The organism is Phaeocystidibacter marisrubri (assembly GCF_008933165.1).
In the GTDB taxonomy this organism is placed as follows: Bacteria; Bacteroidota; Bacteroidia; order Flavobacteriales; family Schleiferiaceae; genus Phaeocystidibacter; species Phaeocystidibacter marisrubri.
On the sequence record NZ_WBVQ01000002.1, the window covers coordinates 1210557 to 1231072 of the forward strand.

Here is a 20516-nt window from a genome sequence, read left to right on the forward strand (position 1 = left end):
CAAGATAATTATCCTTAAGAGTTTAACACAATCTGGTAAGTGTGTTATGTCGGAATAAATTGACAACTGAATTCCAATTAGATACGTAGGTTTGATTTGTAGATTGATAGTGTGGGCTATGCACACTAACATGGAGACCTAAAACCAACAACTATGGAGAGCCTCTACTCGCTTCCCTGCAACTGGCGCGTGTGGCTTATAATTTCTCTGTTTTTCAGCGCTTTAAGTGTTGATGGGCAGATTGGTTATATCTACGACCCTTCCACCGGAACGGTGCTAGACCCGAATGGAGATAGTTATATCTCTGCTTCGGGAGGACCTATTGACACTTCTGTGGTGCCTGATGAGTCCTACGATTTTGAGTACCCATTTATTCCCATGTTCCATTTGTCAATGGAGCCTGCGGCAGACTTGTTGACGGGTAGCGACTGTGGTAAGTCGGAAATTGTAGATAACCCTACGCTTCCGATGAACGCGGGTTACTGGTACCTGGCTGATCCAAATGGAACACCTGGGGATGGGGACGAAGCCCTTATATATAGGATACGTATTGCTCGAAACGTAAATGGAGCATACGGATTTAGTTTCCTTATTGATACCGATAACAAAATTGGTTTTACAGGAGCAAGCGCCGACCCCAATGCGGTGGCGGGTAATCCTGGCTTTGAATTGGAAATTATATATGGTACCGCGGGTAGTGGTACGGTTTCCATTATGGATGTAGATGGTACAACTTCCGGAACTACCATGTCTTCGTATTCTGGAACCAGCCATTCGCAACGAAGTCATGCGGGTTATACAAACTGTCCACTCTCGGATCCTGTATTTCTCGATTTTTATGTGCCGTGGGACAGCTTGGGAATTCTTCCAACCGATACCGTTCGAATGATTTTTGCGACTTCTTCTTCAGCAAATTCTGCTCTAGGAGGAAGTGCTTCTGATATTGGAGGTATTAATGATGACTTGTTCGGTGATCCCGACTCAAGCTTTGTCGCCATTACAGATTCTACACCGAGCTTTACGTTTGGAGGATGTGGATGGGCAATTACTCAAGTGGGACAGCAGGTAAGCTGTTACGGTGATACTGATGGCTGGGCTTGGGTAGATGTTTGGGGAGGTTCACCTCCTGTGAGCTATTTATGGTCAACAGGTTCAACGGCAGATACCGTTTACAATTTGGGAGCGGGTATCTATGAAATTTATGTGACGAGCGGAGGCGGATGTATGGATACGGTCACCGTGGAAGTTACACAGCCCGACTCCTTAGTGGCTCATGTTGACATATTGGATAGTATTCTCTGTTATGGAGATTTTAATGGTCGGCTTGGGGGTTATGCAACGGGTGGTACTCCACCCTATACGGTGTCTTGGAGCAATGGCGCCATTACAGACACTATCGCCAATTTAGGTCAGGGGTATTATACCTACTACGTCACAGATGCGAATGGATGTTCGGATTCCATTGTTGTTGATATGATGAATCCGCTACAGCCGTTGGTGGTCCAAATTCAAAATCAAAATGAAATTTTGTGCTACGGTGATAGTATAGGTTCCTTGGATCTGCTGATTACTGGAGGTACAAAACCATATACATTATTGTGGAACGACGGCAACACAGATAGCGCTCGCACCAATCTTGTTGCGGGAATTTATTCCGTAGTTGTAACGGATGCACACGGGTGTACAGATTCTTTAGAGATTGAACTTACGCAACCAGCACTTCCTGTTGGTGGTCTTACCATTGCGGAATCTCCTGTTAGTTGTTTTGGAGGTGCGGACGGTGTTGGTGTGGTGGTAGTCACCGGTGGACGATCTCCTTATACCTATGAGTGGAGTAATGGAGAGACAACCGACACTGCGTTCGCTTTATCAGCAGGTAGTCAATGGGTTGTAGTTACCGATAGCGTAGGTTGTACCGATACGCTTGCGCTTGTTATTGATCAGCCAGATAGCGCGCTTACTGTAAATGCGCTGATGACTGCAGCTGTAGCTTGTTTCGGTGAAAGTAACGGGGAAGCAACCGCTTCGGTATCGGGTGGAACACTTCCATATTCATATTTGTGGAATACAGGTGAAACCACGAGTTCTATTACCGTTCCTGCCGGAACCTATACGGTTGTGGTGACCGACTCTAGAGGGTGTGTAGACAGTGCAACCGTAACAATCACACAGCCAGCTTCAGCATTGACAGTTTCTATTACCGATTCTACTGATGTCCTTTGTTTTGGTGATGATAATGGAACGGCAACCGCATCTGCAACAGGAGGTACGGCGCCATATGATTATGAATGGAGCAACGGAATTACCGACAGTGCTGCTACGGGATTGGCGGGTGGAGCTTACACCGTGGTTGTTACAGACGCCAACGGGTGTATCGATTCGGCAACAGTTACGATTTCTGCGCCAACTGCAGCATTGGATGTAAACGAAACCATTCTCCAAACTCTTCTTTGTAATGGGGATGTGAATGGACAAGGATACATAGATGTTACGGGTGGCACATCGCCTTATTCTATTTTATGGTCGAACGGTGCAACGACGGATACGATTTCCAATTTGGGTGTAGGCACTTACACAGCGGTCGTTACCGATGCGAATGGATGTGTCGATTCAGCCTCTTTCACATTGGTGGAGCCGACGGCATTGCTGCTAAATGCTTCTGTTGATGCGAATGTTCTGTGTTTTGGTGATGCAACTGGCGGTGCAACGGTAACTGCTTCAGGAGGAACATCGCCGTACTCCTATTTATGGTCAAGTGGACAAACCACAGACATTGTTACCGATTTAATCGCGGGAACACATACGGTAGTAGTAACGGATGCCAATGGATGTAGTGATTCTATTTCTGTTACTATTACTCAACCCGCAGATTCGTTAGTGGCCGGAACTTCCAGCAACTTAGGTGTGACTTGTAAGGGAGATGTTGATGGATCGGCTACCGCGACGGCAACGGGGGGTACTGCGCCTTATACCTATTCATGGAGTAATGGAATGACAGGGCAAAGTATTTCTGGCCTGGCAGGTGGGACGTACATTCTTACTGTTACCGATGCCAATGGTTGTCAGGATACCGCGCACGTTTTGATTTTTGAACCAGAGTTTGAGTTGCTTGTAGGAGCCGCAGATGGAACCACCATTACTTGTTTTGGTGATTCCGATGGTACCGCATATGCGAGTGCATCGGGAGGTGTGCCTCCGTATACGTTCTCTTGGAGCAATGGAATGTTTGGCGATACTATTACGGGAATTCCGGCTGGAACTTATGTAGTTACGGTAACTGACTCTATGGGTTGCCAGGATACAAATACAGTGGTGGTTACGCAACCAACTCTTCTTGAATTGAATGTGACATCTAGTGATGTGACCTGTTTCGGACTGTCTGATGGTACGGCTAATTCAACTCCTTCTGGGGGAGAGGCTCCGTATTCAATTCTCTGGAGCACAGGTGCAACTACGCAAACTATTACTGGTTTAAGTGCTGGAAATTATTATGTTACAGTAACCGATAATAGAGGCTGTGTCCAAAGTGACACGGTGGTGATTACAACTCCAAGTATGCCTTTAGCCGCTATCATTTCCAAAACAGATGTCAACTGTTTTGGCGGTGCTGATGGTACGGCTGAGGCCATTGGTTCTGGTGGTGTAACTCCGTATACGTACTTGTGGAGCGATGGTCAAACGGGTCAGGTGGCGACAGGATTAGTTCCAGGTGCCTATCACGTGTTTATGACCGATGCCAATGGTTGTCAAGATTCGGCTTATGTTGTTATAGATCAACCACTAAGTGCGCTTACTGCAACTGCATCCGTGGCAATAGCCCCTACTTGTGCGGGCTTCCTAGATGGTGTGGCTTGCGGTACAGCGAGTGGTGGTACGGCTCCGTACTCTTATTCTTGGAGTAGTGGTTCAACTACAGATTCTGCCTTTGGTTTAGGAGGTGGAGTAGTGATTCTTACCGTAACCGACTCCAACGGTTGTGTGGCTGTAGACACATTAAATGTTCCTTCTCCAAGTACGGACTTGGAAGTGAATGCCTCTATCATTGCAAACGTTTCATGTAATGGATTGAGCGATGCAACAGCGTATGGAATTGCTTCAGGTGGTACTCCGCCGTATTCCATTTCGTGGAGTTCAGGTGCAACAACCGATACTGTTACGGGACTAGCTGTTGGAACACATACCGTTTATGTGGTCGATTCTGCAGGTTGTAGCGCCTCCAGCACGTTTAGCATTACTCAACCCGACACCATTTCTATTTCCATTGTAGTGGATGCCAATGTGAGCTGTTTTGGCGGAGCCGATGGCGAAGCGACAGCTTCTGCAACGGGTGGAACAGCGCCGTTTACTTACTCTTGGAGTGGTGGACAATCGGGTGCGACTGCAGTTGGGCTTTCGGCTGGAATTCATACGGTTACTGTAACCGACTCCAATGGTTGTGTGAACACGCTTGACGTTACCATTACTGAACCAGCCACTGCCGTAAACGCGAGTGCGGTTATGGATGTGGCGGTTTCTTGTTTTGGTGGAGCCGATGGTGAAGCGACAGCTTCGGCAGCGGGTGGAACGCCTCCTTATTCGTACGCTTGGAATGATGGTCAGATTACTGCCACAGCGGTTGGCTTGTCTGCAGGTAGTTATATCGTTACCATAACAGATTCATTGGGTTGTCAGGATACAGCGGTAGTTGTCATCACAGAACCGGCTTCAGCGGTTGATGTTTCGAGTGTTCAAATTCGAGATGTTAGCTGTGTGGGCGGAGCAGATGGTTGGGCCACCGTGTCTGGCTCTGGCGGAACAGCTCCATATACTTACGCATGGAGCAATGGTCAGACGGGCGATTCTGCCAGCGGTTTAGCTGCGGGAAGTTACCTGGTAACCATCACCGACAATAATGGATGTACCGATACAACCACAGTGACTGTAAGTGAGCCGGTGTTGGCACTCTCTGCTGTGGCTATTGATGCCATGACAATCTCTTGTTTTGGCGGGTCTGATGGATCGGCCTATGTGAATGCAAACGGCGGTTGGGCTCCTTATTCCTATATGTGGAGTACCGGTGCAACAACCGATACCATCACAGGTTTAACTATTGGTACTTATACGGTTACCGTAACTGATAGTTTAGGTTGTCAGGTTACCACAGATATAACCCTCATTCAACCGACACAATTATCAGCCACAGCATCCTCTCTTTCTCCTGTTTCTTGTTTTGGCGGAAATGATGGATCGGCAGTGGTAACACCTGCTGGCGGTACAGCTCCTTACACATACGTGTGGGCCAATGGTGAAACGAATGATACAGCGATTGCGCTAACAGCGGGAACGCACAACGTGACGGTTACAGATTCCAACGGGTGTCAAGTAACCGTATCTGTTACCATCACACAGCCTAGCGTGGCCATGACAGCTTCCGCTTCGGTAATGGCCAATGTTCTTTGTTATGGAGATTCAACAGGTTCTGGTCGTGCATCGGCTTCAGGTGGGACACCTCCTTATGCCTATGCTTGGTCCAACGGTCAATCTACCCGAACAGCTACAGGCCTTTGGGTTGGAACACACACCGTTGTCGTTACTGATGCAAGAGGTTGTCAGGATAGCACAACTGTGACCATATCACAGCCGGCAACGGCAGTAGATGCTTCTGCGGTAATGACTCAACAAGTGAGCTGTTATGGTGGAAATGATGGTAGAGCTTCGGCCTCAGCCACAGGTGGAACGGCTCCATATACTTACTTGTGGAGTAACGGGGTGTCTGGAACTACAACGCATAACCTAACAGCCGGATGGCACTATGTGACAGTTACCGATGCAAACGGTTGTCAGGATACTGCCATGGTTGAAATAATTGAACCGATTGCTCCAGTAGCAGTTGGAGGCACGGTGGTTCAGAATGTCACATGCTTTGGCGGGGCAGATGGTGTCGCTTGGGCTAATGCAACAGGAGGTACAGCCCCATACACGTATGCATGGAGTGATGGTCAAACAACAGACACGGCTGTCGGACTTGTTGCAGGCAACTACGCAGTATTGGTAACCGATTCATTGGGCTGTCAAGATCTGATTTCTGTGGTGATCACAGAACCAGCTTCAGATATCATGGCTACTGCCTTCCCGGATCAACCGACTTCTTGTTACAACGGAGCCGATGGTACTGCATATGTGGTTGTTACCAACGGTGTTCCTCCATTCACTTACTTGTGGAGCGACGGTCAGACTTCAGATACAGCCGTTGGTTTAAGTGCTGGTCTGATCAGCGTTACGGTTACCGATTCTTTGGGTTGCGATGCTACTGCTGATGTTACTATTGCTTCACCGCCTCAGAATATCATTCTTACGCCAACACTGGTTAGTCAGGTGAGTTGTATTGGAGGAGGAGATGGTTCGGCAAACGTATTTGCACAAGGTGGAACGCCTCCATATACGTACTTGTGGTCCAATGGTGAAACTACAGCCACTGCGGTAGCACTTTCAGCAGGCACGCATACAGTTGTGGTTACCGATGATCTAGGCTGTATGGATTCCACATCGGTGAGCGTGGGCGAACCCGCAACATCCGTAGTGGCTACGGCTTCTGTTCTTTTCCCTGTGAATTGCTACGGTGGCAACGATGGTTGGGCTACAGCAACCGCAACTGGAGGTACTCCACCGTATACTTACACTTGGGATAACGGTCAATCAGGATATACCGTTTCTGGTTTAGATACAGGTGTGTACGTTGTTACAGTAACGGATGCCAACGGTTGTTGGGACACTGCCACTGTAATGATGACGCAGCCAGATAGCGCTATTCAAGTGGGTATTGATGTTATTAATAATGTAAGATGTTTGGGCGGGGCGGATGGTTCGGCTCAGGCATTCGCAACAGGGGGTACTCCTCCTTATTCATACGATTGGGATCATGGTGTGACGGGAGCGTTGACATCAGGACTCCTTCCTGGAAAGTACACGGTTACTGTAACCGACGTGAACGGTTGTCAGGATAGCATGTCTGTCTGGATCACTGAACCAGCAACAGCTCTTGCTATTAATGCAGCCGTAATAAGCCCAGTGAACTGTTTCGGCGGTTCCGATGGAGTGGCTTATGCAAGCGCTACGGGAGGAGATGGCCCTTACACTTTCTCATGGAGCAATGGTCAGGCAGGCGATACCGCTACGGGGTTAACTGCTGGTAGTTATACGGTTTCCGTTACTGATAGCAATGGTTGTGTGGTGAGTACGGGTATCACAATTACTCAACCTGCCTCCGCATTGAGTGTGGGCGTAAGTATTGTGAACAATGTTAGTTGCTTTGGTGGTTCCGATGGAGCAGCTAGCTCTACCGTGAGTGGTGGAACGGCCCCTTATTCATATGTGTGGAGTAGTGGTGACCTTACAGCTTCTTCATCGAATTTATCAGCGGGAACCTATTCCCTTGTGGTAACAGATGCAAATGGTTGTATCGATTCAACTTCAGTGACCATTACAGAGCCTTCATCGGCTATCACAAGCGCTGCGACGATTGTAAGTCAAGTGAATTGTTTTGGTGGTTCCGATGGCGAAGCTTACGTTACATATACAGGCGGAACCGCACCATATTCTACCTTGTGGTCCAACGGCTCAACTAGTGATACACTCACCAATCTCGTCGCGGGATCATACAGTGTTACAATCACCGACGCGAACGGATGTGTAACCAGTCAAACGGTTGTTATTACCCAACCAGCCAATGCACTTTCACTTTCTGCCATTGTAAACGCCCATGTATTGTGCTTTGGAAATTCTACCGGTTCGGCAACCGCAACCGCAACGGGAGGAACCGCACCATATACCTACTCTTGGAGTAATGGTATGTCTGGCACGTCTATAGGCTCGGTTCCAGCGGGAACCTATACCGTGAATGTGCTTGACGCGAATGGTTGTTCCGATACAGCAACGGTTACCATTATTCAACCGGCTGCAGTACTAAACGTCAGCATTATTTCTACTCAGAATGTATTGTGTTTTGGTGATGCTACTGGAGCAGCTCGTGCTGGCGCAACCGGAGGAACCGCACCGTACACCTATAGTTGGTCCAATGGTGCTTCTGTAGATTCGATTAATGCTCTACCCGCGGGGATTTATACGGTTACCGTGACGGACGCAAACGGTTGTCAGGATACCGCTGTTGCAGTGATTACGCAACCTTCATCGGGTCTAGGTTCTTTGGCCGCCTCTATTCAAAATGTCAACTGTTTTGGTGGCAACGACGGTTCAGCGTATGTGGAATACACGGGCGGAACGGCACCTTACACCGTATCATGGAGTAATGGATCAACAACCGATACCATCTCTAACCTAACTGCGGGAACCTACACAGTGACCATCACGGATGCGAACGGTTGTATCTCGAACCAAAGTGTGACCATCACGCAACCAGCTAGTGGTCTATCTGTAAGTGCAGCGGTGGTGAGTAACGTCAGCTGTTTTGGTGACGCAACGGGTGAAGCGAGTTCTACCGTAACGGGCGGAACGGCACCTTACACCTATAACTGGAGCAATGGGGCAACTACTGCCTCGCTTACCAATGTTGTTGCGGGCACTTACACCGTAACTGTAATGGACGCGAACGGTTGTACCGATACGGCTAGTGTGAGTATTACACAGCCTGCGTCGGCACTAGCAGTAAGTCTAGCTTCACAGCAGAACATCAACTGTTTTGGGGACTCTACAGGGTCTATCGACGTGACGGTTGCAGGCGGAACCCCGCCGTACAACTACAGTTGGAATACTGGCGCTACAGCAGCAACGATCACTAACTTAACTGCGGGAACCTACACGGTGACCGTAACGGACGCAAACGGTTGTACCGATACCTTATCAGTGACCTTAACTCAGCCAGCTTCTGCATTGAGTAGTCTAGCCGCCTCTATTCAAAATGTCAACTGTTTTGGTGGCAACGACGGTTCAGCGTATGTGGAATACACGGGAGGAACGGCACCTTACACTGTATCATGGAGTAATGGATCAATAACCGATACCATCGCTAACCTAATTGCGGGAACCTACACAGTGACCATTACGGATGCGAACGGTTGTACCTCGAACCAAAGTGTGACCATCACACAACCAGCTAGTGGTCTATCTGTGAGTGCAGCGGTGGTGAGCAACGTCAACTGTTTTGGTGACGCTACAGGTGAAGCAAGTTCTACCGTAACGGGCGGAACAGCACCTTATACCTATAACTGGAGCAATGGGGCAACTACTGCTTCATTGACCAATGTTGTTGCGGGCACTTACACCGTAACTGTAACGGACGCGAACGGTTGTACCGATACGGCGAGCGTGAGCATCACACAGCCTGCGTCGGCTCTAGCGGTAAGTCTAGCTTCACAGCAGAACATCAACTGTTTTGGGGACTCTACAGGGTCTATCGACGTGACGGTTGCAGGCGGAACCCCGCCGTACAACTACAGTTGGAATACTGGCGCTACAGCAGCAACGATCACTAACCTAACTGCGGGAACCTACACGGTGACTGTAACGGATGCGAACGGTTGTACCGATACCTTATCAGTGACCTTAACTCAGCCAGCTTCTGCATTGGGTAGCCTAGCTGCGGTAGTATCCAATGTCAACTGTTTTGGTGGCAACGACGGTTCAGCGTATGTGGAATACACGGGCGGAACAGCACCTTACACCGTATCATGGAGTAATGGATCAACAACCGATACCATCTCTAACCTAATTGCGGGAACCTACACAGTGACCATTACGGATGCGAACGGTTGTACCTCGAACCAAAGTGTGACCATCACACAACCAGCTAGTGGTCTATCTGTGAGTGCAGCGGTGGTGAGCAACGTCAACTGTTTTGGTGACGCAACGGGTGAAGCGAGTTCTACCGTAACGGGCGGAACAGCACCTTATACCTATAACTGGAGCAATGGAGCGACTACTGCTTCATTGACTAATGTTGTTGCGGGCACTTACACCGTAACTGTAACGGACGCGAACGGTTGTACCGATACGGCTAGTGTGAGTATTACACAGCCTGCGTCGGCACTAGCAGTAAGTCTAGCTTCACAGCAGAACATCAACTGTTTTGGGGACTCTACAGGGTCTATCGACGTGACGGTTGCAGGCGGAACCCCGCCGTACAACTACAGTTGGAATACTGGCGCTACAGCAGCAATGATCACTAACTTAACTGCGGGAACCTACACGGTGACCGTAACGGATGCGAACGGTTGTACCGATACCTTATCAGTGACCTTAACTCAGCCAGCTTCTGCATTAGGTAGCCTAGCTGCGGTAGTGTTGAATGTCAACTGTTTTGGTGGCAACGACGGTTCAGCGTATGTGGAATACACGGGTGGAACAGCACCTTACACTGTATCATGGAGTAATGGATCAACAACCGATACCATCGCTAACCTAACAGCGGGAACTTACACAGTGACCATTACGGATGCGAACGGTTGTATCTCGAACCAAAGCGTGACCATCACACAACCAGCTAGTGGTCTATCTGTGAGTGCAGCGGTGGTGAGTAACGTCAGCTGTTTTGGTGACGCTACAGGTGAAGCAAGTTCTACCGTAACGGGCGGAACGGCACCTTATACCTATAACTGGAGCAATGGGGCAACTACTGCTTCATTGACCAATGTTGTTGCTGGAACTTACACCGTAACTGTAACGGACGCGAACGGTTGTACAGATACGGCTACTGTGAGCATCACACAGCCTGCGTCGGCTCTAGCCGTCAGTGTTATTTCTTCTCAAGATGTATCTTGTTTTGGAGATACAACAGGTTCAGCACAGGTTCAGGCTACAGGCGGAACTCTTCCGTACACGATTTCATGGTCTAACGGCGTAAGCGGAGCTTCGGCGAATGGACTTGCCGCAGGAACGTATACCATTACGGTAACCGATGCCAATGGATGTTCCGCGAACACTTCAGTCATCATTTCACAACCCGCAACCGCTCTTGCAAGTGCAGCGACCATTGTAAGTCACGTGGATTGTTACGGTGGAGCGAATGGTCAGGCTTATGTGAGTTATTCAGGAGGAACTGCTCCATATACGGTGATGTGGAATACGGGTTCTACATCGGATACGCTAAGTAATATTCCAGCAGGTTCGTACAGTGTTTTAATTACTGATGCCAACGGCTGTACTTCTAGTCAGACTGTGGTAATTACCCAACCGGCTTCTGCATTGACTGTATCGGCAACCGTAAACTCACATGTTAGCTGTTTTGGTGGAACTGCAGGTTCGGCAACCGCAAGTGTTAGTGGAGGAACCATGCCTTATACTTACAATTGGTCGAACGGAGCAAATACTCCATCTGTGAGCAACCTAGCGGCGGGAACATATACGGTGAGTGTAACCGATGCCAATGGATGTACTAGCAGCGCAAACGTGGTGATTACAGAACCCGCTACGGGATTGTCGGTTTCAACGTCTGTGCTTAGCGCAGTAGATTGTTTCGGAACAAACACGGGTGCAATTACATCAACCGTTTCAGGAGGGACTTCACCATACACCTTCAGTTGGTCAAACGGTCCGAGTAGTCAAACTCAAAACAATGTGCCTGCGGGGTCCTATACTGTAACTGTGACCGACGCCAATGGTTGTCAAGCTTCATCTACTGTTGTACTCACACAACCTAACTCTGCACTGGTTGCAGCAGTGGCAACATCAAATAACGTCACCTGTTTTGGTGGGGGAGATGGATCAGCTACCATTAGCGCATCAGGAGGCACGGCGCCTTATACTTACGACTGGGGTGGAGGAATTACTGGTGCCAATCGTACTGGTTTAACCGCGGGTACGTATTCCGTAACCGTAACCGATGCAAACGGTTGTAATGCTGTGGTAGGAGTGACCATCACGCAGCCTACAGAGGTGGTAATCACCAAGGTTGCTCAAGGCAATGTGAACTGTTTTGGAGGTGCAGATGGTTTCGCACAGATCTCGATTTCCGGTGGAAATGGTCCATATAACGTGAACTGGACAGGTGGATTGAACGGAATGAATCCTTCGGGAGTTTCGGCTGGAACGTACACCGTTACCGCGGTAGACATCAACGGTTGTCAGGATACCGCCACTTTCACGATCACCCAGCCGGCTATGCAGCTCAATTCCGCTGTAGGGGTCATCAACAATGTGGGCTGTTACAACGGAACCGACGGGGAAGCCTACATTCAAGCGACTGGAGGAACTGCACCTTACAGCATTGTATGGAGCAATGGTTCAACTAACGATACCATTTCAAACATGGCTGCAGGTCAGTATACCGCCATTATCACTGATGCCAACGGTTGTATAGACAGCGCCAACGTTTTGATCACTCAACCTCTATCTGCATTGAGTGCGGTGATTACCATCGACCAACAAGTGTACTGCAAAGGGGAAGCTTCGGGTAGAGCCTATGTAGATATCACCGGAGGAACAGCGCCATATACTTTGAATTGGAGTAATGGTTCTTCTACAGACACCATTGCTCAACTACTTGCAGGTAATTACACCTTGAACGTTTCTGATGCGAATGGATGTTCAGTCAACGCTTCCGTAACGATTATTGAGCCGAACTTGGCACTAGCGGCCAATCCGAATGCACTAAGCCCTGTTTATTGCTATGGCGCAGCAGAAGGTGCAGCCAGTGTGAATCCGGTTGGAGGAACGGCACCTTATACTGTGACTTGGGATAATGGTGCTACCGGTGATACCATCTCTGGCTTGCCAGTAGGGGTATATCGTGTAACTATTGTGGATTCACAAGGATGTATGAAGACGGATAGTGTTGAAATTACAGGACCTACTTCAGCATTAAGTGCCAATAACAATCTCGTTAAAGTGAATTGTGGTGGTTCGAATAGCGGACAGGTAAGTGTGACTCCATTTGGAGGGACTGCGCCGTATGCTATTCAATGGAGCAATGGACAAACGGGTTCTACAATTACGAGTCTTCCGGTTGGTTCTTATGCCTACACGATTACGGATGCCTACGGCTGCGTGATTGAAGACACGGTTGAAGTAACGGAGAATCCGCCTATTGAATCCACCATTGATGTTCAGTTCGCAACTTGTCCAGACATGGCAGATGGTTACATTTCCATTTCAAGTACTGGAGGTACTCCACCGTATACATACCTGTACGATGGACAACCGTTCAGTGGACAGATGAACAATGCCTCACCAGGTATCCACGAAGTTAGCATCATGGATTCACTTGGATGTGACAGCACATTCTACGTTCAGATTGGGGTAGATGAAGATGCGCTTTACCTCCATATTCCAGATGCGTTTACACCAAATGGAGATATGGTGAACGAAGATTACAAGATTTACGGTAGTCAGTGTATTGGCCCGTCAAGATTCCAAATCTTCGATCGTTGGGGTAACCTCGTGTTCAGTTCTCATGATCCGTTTAACGTATTCTGGGATGGAACACGTGGCGATGGCACCAAGGTGAAAGAAGACGTCTACGTCTGGAGATTCACTTCAGCCGATTACGATAAGAAAGGTCACGTGGTGGTGATTCACTAATCACATGCCCACTGTAAAACCCAGATAGATGCTCAGTGGTCGTATAGGGCCATAGAAATAGGAAGCATCTCTTTCCCAACCTACCTCAACATCGGGTTGGTATTGATTGAGGAAATTGTAAACGCCTGCTTCCGCTGTGAAGTGGGCGTTTTCGCTTTTCCAGGTTCGCTGAAGAGATGCGTTGGCGTCTATAAAAGAGGGTGTTCGAACCAAGGTTTGAAGTCGCTCGTTCGGCGTGGTCATCTGCCCTGTAAAGGTGGTGCTCAAATCAAATCGCCAACGCTCGTTCGGAATGTATCCCACAATGAGATATCCGTATTGAGAAGGTGCTCTGAGAATGTCATCTCCGTATTCGCCCGGGTACCACTCGCGCTCTTCGCCGTATTTGGCCACTTGCAGCGTGTATCCGAGTTGTACCGTCCATTCTGGGTGCGACCATTCGGTTTCGATGTTTACGCCGCTTACGTACGCTCCATTTGCGTCGTTCACTTTGGTATCCAACAGGGCGATGGTGTCGCTTCCAGAAGTAACGACTCCAGTGAAGGGTTGATCTACAAATGGATTGAGAAGATGCGTGTAGAAACCGTCAATGGATAGACGTCCTTCCCACGGATGGAGGTGATAGTCCCATTCCATTCCTAAGTTGTAACTGTTGGAACGCTCTACCTGTAGGTCTTCCGATAACTGAGTAATACGTGCACTGCCTCCCAGCGTAGAAAGGTGAAGATCTTCGTCAAAGGCTTGAGGTGCCCTGAATCCGGTTGCGTAACTGGCTCGAAGTCTGAAGTGATGGGACATCTTGTAGAGCAAACTCAATCGAGGGTTGATGGTTTGGAATGTGCGCTCCTCAACGGAAGCTGTTTCACCTGCAAAGGAGTTATTGCTGAGCACTGTCGGTCGGTCGTATCGCGCTCCTATTTCCGTCGTCCAATGTTCATCCAACTTCCACTTCCATTGGGCATATATGGCGGGGGTTACAACTGTTTGAAGAATACTTCTCCCGTAACCTGGCATTTCGTCGTTTACCCGATTGTACTGCATGTCAATTCCCATCAAAACACTGTGACGAATTCCCAACTGTTTGCCGATGAGGGCTCCTGCATTCGCGATTTGATCAAAGGTGTTGCCGTAGTAATTTGCGGCTTGGGCGCGGGTGGTTGAATCGGGACTGTTTCCACCTGCGCCATAGTAACTGCCCCTTTTTGTTAGTGCGCCTGCGGCATAGGCGGAAAATTGCGTGTTTCCATCTTTACTTAACCATTCGTACTGTGCGTTTGCAGCTCCTGTATGGTGAATGAGTTGTTCGGCGATATCCGCGCGATGTGGCTCATACTCAAATCGATTTCCACCTCGTCTAAACTCGTATAACCCTCTAGCTTCAACCTGCCACCTTTCACGTGAACTTGGACGATACCAATACTTCGCTCCACCTGAAAATGCTCGGAGTTTAGTGATTTCCGAAAAGTCGTCTTGGGTTTCAGCAACACCATCGCCATCTCTGTCGTATAACGCATCGGGATTAGCGTTAAAAGGAGACCGAATTCGGGAAGAGCCCCAAACCTGTAGTCCCGATTTGCCCTCTACCCATGCGGCACTTCCCTGAAGAGAGTAGTCGGGGGAAGTAAGTCCATTTAAGGTCATTTGATTCGAGATGGACCATTCGTGCGTAACGGGCTCTACAGTTATGATATTGATGGTACCAGCTATCGCATTTGCACCGTATAAGCTCGATCCGCCACCACGTACAATCTCTACCCTTTCTATCATGGTGGATGGAATCTGCTCGAGTCCGTAAACACCAGAAAGTGCGCTAAAGATTGGTCGACCGTCTATCAATATTTGTGAATACGGCCCATTCAATCCGTTCAGTCGAACTTGGGAAAACCCACAGTTTTGGCAATTGTATTCAACGCGTAAACCCGGACGAAAGGAGAGGCCCTCTGCAGCGGTAACACTTTGCGTTGCGCGGAGAAGTTCTGCTCCTAAAACTTGAATAGCTACTGGACTTTCTCTTCGGTCTAAGTGGGTTCTAGAAGCGGTTACCACCACCTGATGAAGTTCTTCACGAGAAGCTTGAAGCTCGATGTTAAGATCTTTTCCCTCATTCACGGCTAGTTTTTTGGGGAGATACCCTGTGGCAGTCACCTCTATTTCGGCGGGGAGTGAAACGACGAGTGTTACCTCTCCATCTAAATCCGTCGCAAAACGCTTTTCGCCTACTTCAATCACCGCAAAGGGGATGGCTTCGCCATTTGAACTCACGTGTACCGATAGTTCTTGCTGACCAAAAGCAGTTGCACTTGCCCATACGAGTAGAATGATTGTCTTTATCCCCTTCATGGCCACAAAGGTAGATGAATTTTTAGATTCGTCTAAAAATATATTTCTACACATAATATTATTATATCTTTGACGCTCGAAAATGGAAACAACGTACACAGAAGAGAATTACCTCAAGGCCATTTGGAGCTTGAGTGTGAGATCCGGAAAAGCCGTGAGCACCAACAAGGTGGCCGAGCGTTTGGAAACCAAGGCGTCTAGTGTTACCGATATGGTAAGACGACTGTCGGAAAAGGGCTTGGTGAATTACGTAAAGTACCAAGGTGTGAGTTTGAGTGAGGAGGGAAAGGCGGTAGCCATTCGCGTGATTCGCAAGCACCGATTGTGGGAGTGTTTCTTGGTCGATAAGTTGGGTTTCAACTGGGATGAAGTTCACGAGCTTGCCGAGCAATTGGAGCATATTCGCTCAAGAGAACTCACGGATCGATTGGACGATTTTTTAGGCCATCCCTCTTTTGATCCACATGGAGACCCGATCCCCAATAAGCATGGTAATTTCCCAGAAAGAGAGCGAAAATCCCTTTCTCAATGTGCAGTAGGAGAGTCGGTTATCCTCACAGGAGTAAGTGATTCTTCTGCCAGTTTCCTTCAGTTTTTAAATCGATTGAATCTCGAACTTGGGTCTAAGATGACCTTGATTGAGAAGATAGAATACGATCAGAGTTTCTTGGTGAAGCGAGAGAGCGGCGATCAGTTGCTGCCTTCAGCGGTGGTTCAACAGCTTCTAGTTACAACCGAGCAAAAAATCGACTAAACATGCAGGCATTACAAGAATGGTTCATGTCTCAAAGTGGAGTAGTGCAAGCCTTACTTGCTACTACCTTTACTTGGTTACTTACGGCGGCTGGTGCTGCCCTGGTGTTTTTATTCAAAACGGCCAGTAGAAAATGGCTGGATGGCATGCTCGGTTTCACCGGAGGTGTGATGATTGCCGCCAGTTATTGGAGTTTGTTAGCTCCAGCGATCGAATTAAGCGAAGCACATGGTGGTGTGCCTTGGCTAGCGCCTGCTATTGGTTTTGGAGCAGGGGCCCTTTTCCTGTTTGCCCTCGACCGATTTGTCCCCCACCTTCACATCAACTTTAAGAAAGAAGAGAGTGAGGGTATTGAAACCAATTGGCATAAAACTACGCTATTGGTATTGGCTATCACGTTGCACAACATCCCAGAAGGACTGGCGGTGGGTGTGGCCTTTGGAGCGGCAGCTATTGGAATTGACGGGTTTGAGATTGGTGCAGCCGTAGCGTTAGCCATCGGTATTGGACTCCAGAATTTTCCAGAAGGATTCGCGGTCTCCATGCCTCTCAAAAGACAAGGAGTTTCCAATTTCAAGAGTTTCTGGTACGGTCAATTGAGTGCCATTGTAGAGCCCATTGCCGGTGTGGTTGGTGCGCTTACGGTGATTTATGCTCAGCCTTTTTTACCGTACGCCTTGGCCTTTGCTGCAGGTGCTATGATTTACGTGGTGATTGAAGAGGTCGTGCCGGAAAGTCAGCGGGATAAATACACCGATGTTTCTACATTGGGCTTTATCGGTGGATTCTTGGTAATGATGATCTTAGATGTTGCCTTAGGTTAGGACCTTTTCTGAAGATGCATTGTGGTTGAATCTGCGGGAAAGAGATCCGAAGATGAGGGCGGTCAACCCGAAATGAAGGATTCCAGCGAATTCGAATCCGATGAGGTGATAGGGAAAGCCTCCCATCACGAAGGGGTTGTCAACTTTCGGCGGCTCTAAGATGTACATGTAGTTAGCGCCCACTCCCCAGTCGAAAAGTCCCACAACGATCCAAACGGCATGCGTCCATCCCCAAACCTTGAAGAAAGAGCGCTTTGATAATCCAAATCTCCTCGCTTTAAAAAAGTAAATGGGCACCATGATAATGCTTGCATGCCAGAAGTAATAGGTGATACTGTAGATCGCATGAGATCCCAAGGTCATTTCCGGTGTGAGTAAAGAGTGGAGTCCGCCACTCACCCCCCAGAATAGTAGAAAGATGTAAGTCGTTTTGTTGTGAGTGAGCAAAGTGTAAACGGCAAGTAATCCGCTCAAACTGCACATTTGAAGAGGGAGTGACCATTCGGTGCTCCATGTACCGGCACTGAACATGTAGAGGTGTTCAATAGCGGTAGAGACCAATAAGGCAAAGGCCCATACTCTTTCCACATTGCGTTGTGTGCGGACTTCAAGCTTGGGCAGAAACACAAGGGCAAAAATTCCAATACTCGCTAGAGTGAACCAGCCGCTGATCCATTCCAACGAAGCAAAGGGTACGAGGTGATGTTCCATAAAAAGGGAAGTTCGAAGAAGGAAGGTAGTTAATTTCATTTGTAATGAAGTGGTGGAGGCTGCTTCCTGTAACACGTGTCACCATGCGTTCTGTAGATGTGAACTATCTTCCTATACAAACGTGAAAATGTAATCCCTAGAAGCCATGAAAACTCGAGTCATTCCCTTTATGATGATCTTGGCGACGGTTTCTCTCTGGAGCTGTCGCAAGGAAGTTGATCTTCCTCAAGACAACCAGATCACTGAAATCCAAACGGGAAGTGTCCATTTGGATTCCATCATAAATAGCACTCCTTATCAAGAGCTATCCAACGCTGAAGTGATCGCCATTCTTCAGATGAGAGAGGAAGAGAAGGCAGCAAGAGACTTGTATCGTGTTGCTTCTAGTCTGTGGGCGGGTAGCATTTTCGCCAATATCTCTGCTGCAGAAAGCAAGCACATGACGGCAGTATGGGCGCTCATAGAAAAGTATGACTTGGAAGATCCCATTCAGGTAGATGTACCCGGTCAGTTTGAATCAACTATGATTCAAGGACTGTATGATCAATTGTTGCCGGCTATGCAAGAGAGTAAGAATAGCGCGGTATTAACGGGGTCTCTGATTGAAGAATTGGACATATATGACCTGCGACAATTGATGGAGCAGGTGGATAATATAGACGTCAGAATGATTTTTGAAAACCTCGAGAGAGGATCTCGAAACCATTTGCGAGGATTCTATGAACAGCAACAAATATTGGGACTTACGTACACGCCACAGTATTTATCTCAAAGTGAATACGACGAAATTGTGAATAGTCCGAGAGAACATTGAGTTCGTTGGTAGTTCGTTGGCGGATCATTGAATAAGTGATCCGCCAATTTCTTTCAGAGTCTGACTTTCGTCATTTTTCACCTGATACACATGTAGTTGCTTTGTGTTCATGAGTACGAGCACACGAGATAAGGTGAAGCGACTTTTTAATGAACACCCCGTTTTTTGGCCGATGCTGAAGAAGGGGCAGGAGTGGAATAGTCGTCTGCAGTATCGCTATTATTACAAGTGGCCTGGACACGATCATCGCGCTTCCATCAAAGAAGTGAACTTTGAATGGTCGTCTTCCTGCAATCTCCGTTGTAAGTTCTGTGCATTGGATCATGACAAGCCAAAGCAAATCATGTCGCCTTTGGTGCTGCGTCGCTTTTTAGATCAGTATTTAGAAGACAAGCGCTTTCATCAAATCGAGAAATTCAACCTCTATAATGGTGGAGAAACTCTTCTTCATCCCAAGCGCATTGAAATGCTTCAGATTCTGAAGTCATATCGAGAAATTGCAGTAGAACGGAACATTCCCTTCCCTGTGATTAGCATGCTCACCAACGGGATGCTTCTTCGCCGGAAGTTGGCCGATCAAGTGATAGACGAAGGTCTTGTAGATGAAATTGGATTCAGTTTAGACGGTGGAACGCCTCAGTCGTTTGAAGACCTGCGTGTAAATGCCAAATGGAAGCCATTTTATGAAAATGTGTTTTACGTTGCTCGGCGAATTCGAGTGGAGCACAAGCCCATTCGCATTTATGGAATAACCATTGTTCCTGATGATCAGCCGTTGAATACCTCATGGATGCATCCTGAGTTTGTGGAGTTGAGCAATTTATTTCATCATCACGAATTGCGTCGTTTGCACGATTGGGGAGGACAAATTGAGTTGGAAAGTAAAGGCGTAGCTCTCAAGAACAAGAGTTGTGATTTGCTCCTTCGACAAATGGTGTTGCTGCCCAATGGAGATATCACGGTTTGCTGTAACGACTTGAACAGCGCTGGGGTGATTGGCAATATTTGGAACCGCACCCTCTGGGAGAACTATAACTCAGAAGAACGCAGAAAGTATTTAGATTACATCGACTCTGGTCGCAAGAGTGAACTGGACCTTTGTAAAGATTGCCAATCGTTTTAAGCGCGACTTCTTCTGTGGTAATTGATTTGCCCTAGATGATAGGTGAAATGTTGCAAGAGCTTCAGGTACATAAAGCCTTTGGAAACGGTATGTCCTGCAAATTCCGCAGGAAAATCTTCCATAAAACTGCTGTCATCTACCTTTGAAAAATACACTTGAACCATGCCGCGAATAAGCATGATCTCACTTTTCATGGTTGTTCGATCCATTCTACCTGAGAATTCGAATTCTCGATCTCGCACGTAACCATCATTCAGTAAAACGGCACCGTAGAAGTGGCGCATATTTCCGATGAGGTGCATCACCATGGTGCCCCCGCTATTGGTGGTTCCATCCAAAACTTCAAACATATCATCCTCGGTGGAATACGAATCAACTTCGTTTTCAAGTTGTTGAATAACGTCGAGGTATTGATCAATCCATTCGTTTTGCATGGCTTTG

8 protein-coding genes are annotated in these 20516 nt (G+C 47.9%); 5 read left to right on the plus strand and 3 right to left on the minus strand.

Going from position 1 to position 20516, the window contains the following annotated elements; all coding sequences use genetic code 11:
* Positions 1-153: 153 nt before the first annotated feature.
* Entirely contained in the window at positions 154-13509 is a 13356-nt protein-coding gene (locus F8C82_RS12765; protein WP_151693976.1) for a T9SS type B sorting domain-containing protein, read from the plus strand.
* Here the strand turns inward: F8C82_RS12765 and F8C82_RS12770 are convergent, their stop codons facing one another.
* Positions 13510-15903, minus strand: coding sequence for a TonB-dependent receptor plug domain-containing protein (locus tag F8C82_RS12770; RefSeq protein ID WP_151693977.1), 2394 nt, complete (start codon positions 15901-15903; stop codon positions 13510-13512). It abuts the gene before it with no gap.
* A gap of 28 nt (positions 15904-15931) precedes the next feature.
* Here F8C82_RS12770 and F8C82_RS12775 point away from each other — a divergent pair, with 28 nt between their 5' ends.
* Both F8C82_RS12775 and F8C82_RS12780 read left to right on the plus strand, forming a co-directional pair.
* Positions 15932-16603, plus strand: coding sequence for a metal-dependent transcriptional regulator (locus F8C82_RS12775; protein ID WP_151693978.1), 672 nt, complete (start codon positions 15932-15934; stop codon positions 16601-16603).
* A gap of 2 nt (positions 16604-16605) precedes the next feature.
* Complete coding sequence (locus tag F8C82_RS12780; protein WP_151693979.1) at positions 16606-17427, plus strand: ZIP family metal transporter; 822 nt, start codon at positions 16606-16608, stop codon at positions 17425-17427.
* On the opposite strand, the gene F8C82_RS12785 is transcribed toward F8C82_RS12780, so the two are convergent.
* Positions 17419-18138, minus strand: coding sequence for a YwaF family protein (locus tag F8C82_RS12785; protein ID WP_170266259.1), 720 nt, complete (start codon positions 18136-18138; stop codon positions 17419-17421). The genes F8C82_RS12780 and F8C82_RS12785 overlap by 9 nt on opposite strands.
* Positions 18139-18283: 145 nt before the next feature.
* On the opposite strand from F8C82_RS12785, the gene F8C82_RS12790 reads away from it, so the two are divergent.
* Both F8C82_RS12790 and F8C82_RS12795 read left to right on the plus strand, forming a co-directional pair.
* Positions 18284-18952, plus strand: a complete 669-nt coding sequence (locus F8C82_RS12790) for a DUF2202 domain-containing protein (protein ID WP_151693981.1) — start codon at positions 18284-18286, stop codon at positions 18950-18952.
* 109 nt (positions 18953-19061) lie between these two features.
* Positions 19062-20075 (plus strand): radical SAM protein, encoded by a 1014-nt coding sequence (locus F8C82_RS12795; RefSeq protein ID WP_151693982.1) that lies wholly within the window; start codon positions 19062-19064, stop codon positions 20073-20075.
* Here the strand turns inward: F8C82_RS12795 and F8C82_RS12800 are convergent.
* Entirely contained in the window at positions 20072-20509 is a 438-nt protein-coding gene (locus tag F8C82_RS12800; protein ID WP_151693983.1) for a DUF1572 family protein, read from the minus strand. The two genes, F8C82_RS12795 and F8C82_RS12800, sit on opposite strands and share 4 nt — an antisense overlap.
* Positions 20510-20516: the final 7 nt, after the last annotated feature.

Bases quoted from the DNA above. Each gene is read 5' to 3' on its own strand.
- F8C82_RS12795 (WP_151693982.1), top strand. From the start codon at position 19,062: ATGAGTACGAGCACACGAGATAAGGTGAAGCGACTTTTTAATGAACAC.
- F8C82_RS12800 (WP_151693983.1), bottom strand. From the start codon at position 20,509: ATGCAAAACGAATGGATTGATCAATACCTCGACGTTATTCAACAACTT.
- F8C82_RS12775 (WP_151693978.1), top strand. From the start codon at position 15,932: ATGGAAACAACGTACACAGAAGAGAATTACCTCAAGGCCATTTGGAGC.
- F8C82_RS12780 (WP_151693979.1), top strand. From the start codon at position 16,606: ATGCAGGCATTACAAGAATGGTTCATGTCTCAAAGTGGAGTAGTGCAA.
- F8C82_RS12765 (WP_151693976.1), top strand. From the start codon at position 154: ATGGAGAGCCTCTACTCGCTTCCCTGCAACTGGCGCGTGTGGCTTATA.
- F8C82_RS12790 (WP_151693981.1), top strand. From the start codon at position 18,284: ATGAAAACTCGAGTCATTCCCTTTATGATGATCTTGGCGACGGTTTCT.
- F8C82_RS12770 (WP_151693977.1), bottom strand. From the start codon at position 15,903: ATGTGTAGAAATATATTTTTAGACGAATCTAAAAATTCATCTACCTTT.
- F8C82_RS12785 (WP_170266259.1), bottom strand. From the start codon at position 18,138: ATGGAACATCACCTCGTACCCTTTGCTTCGTTGGAATGGATCAGCGGC.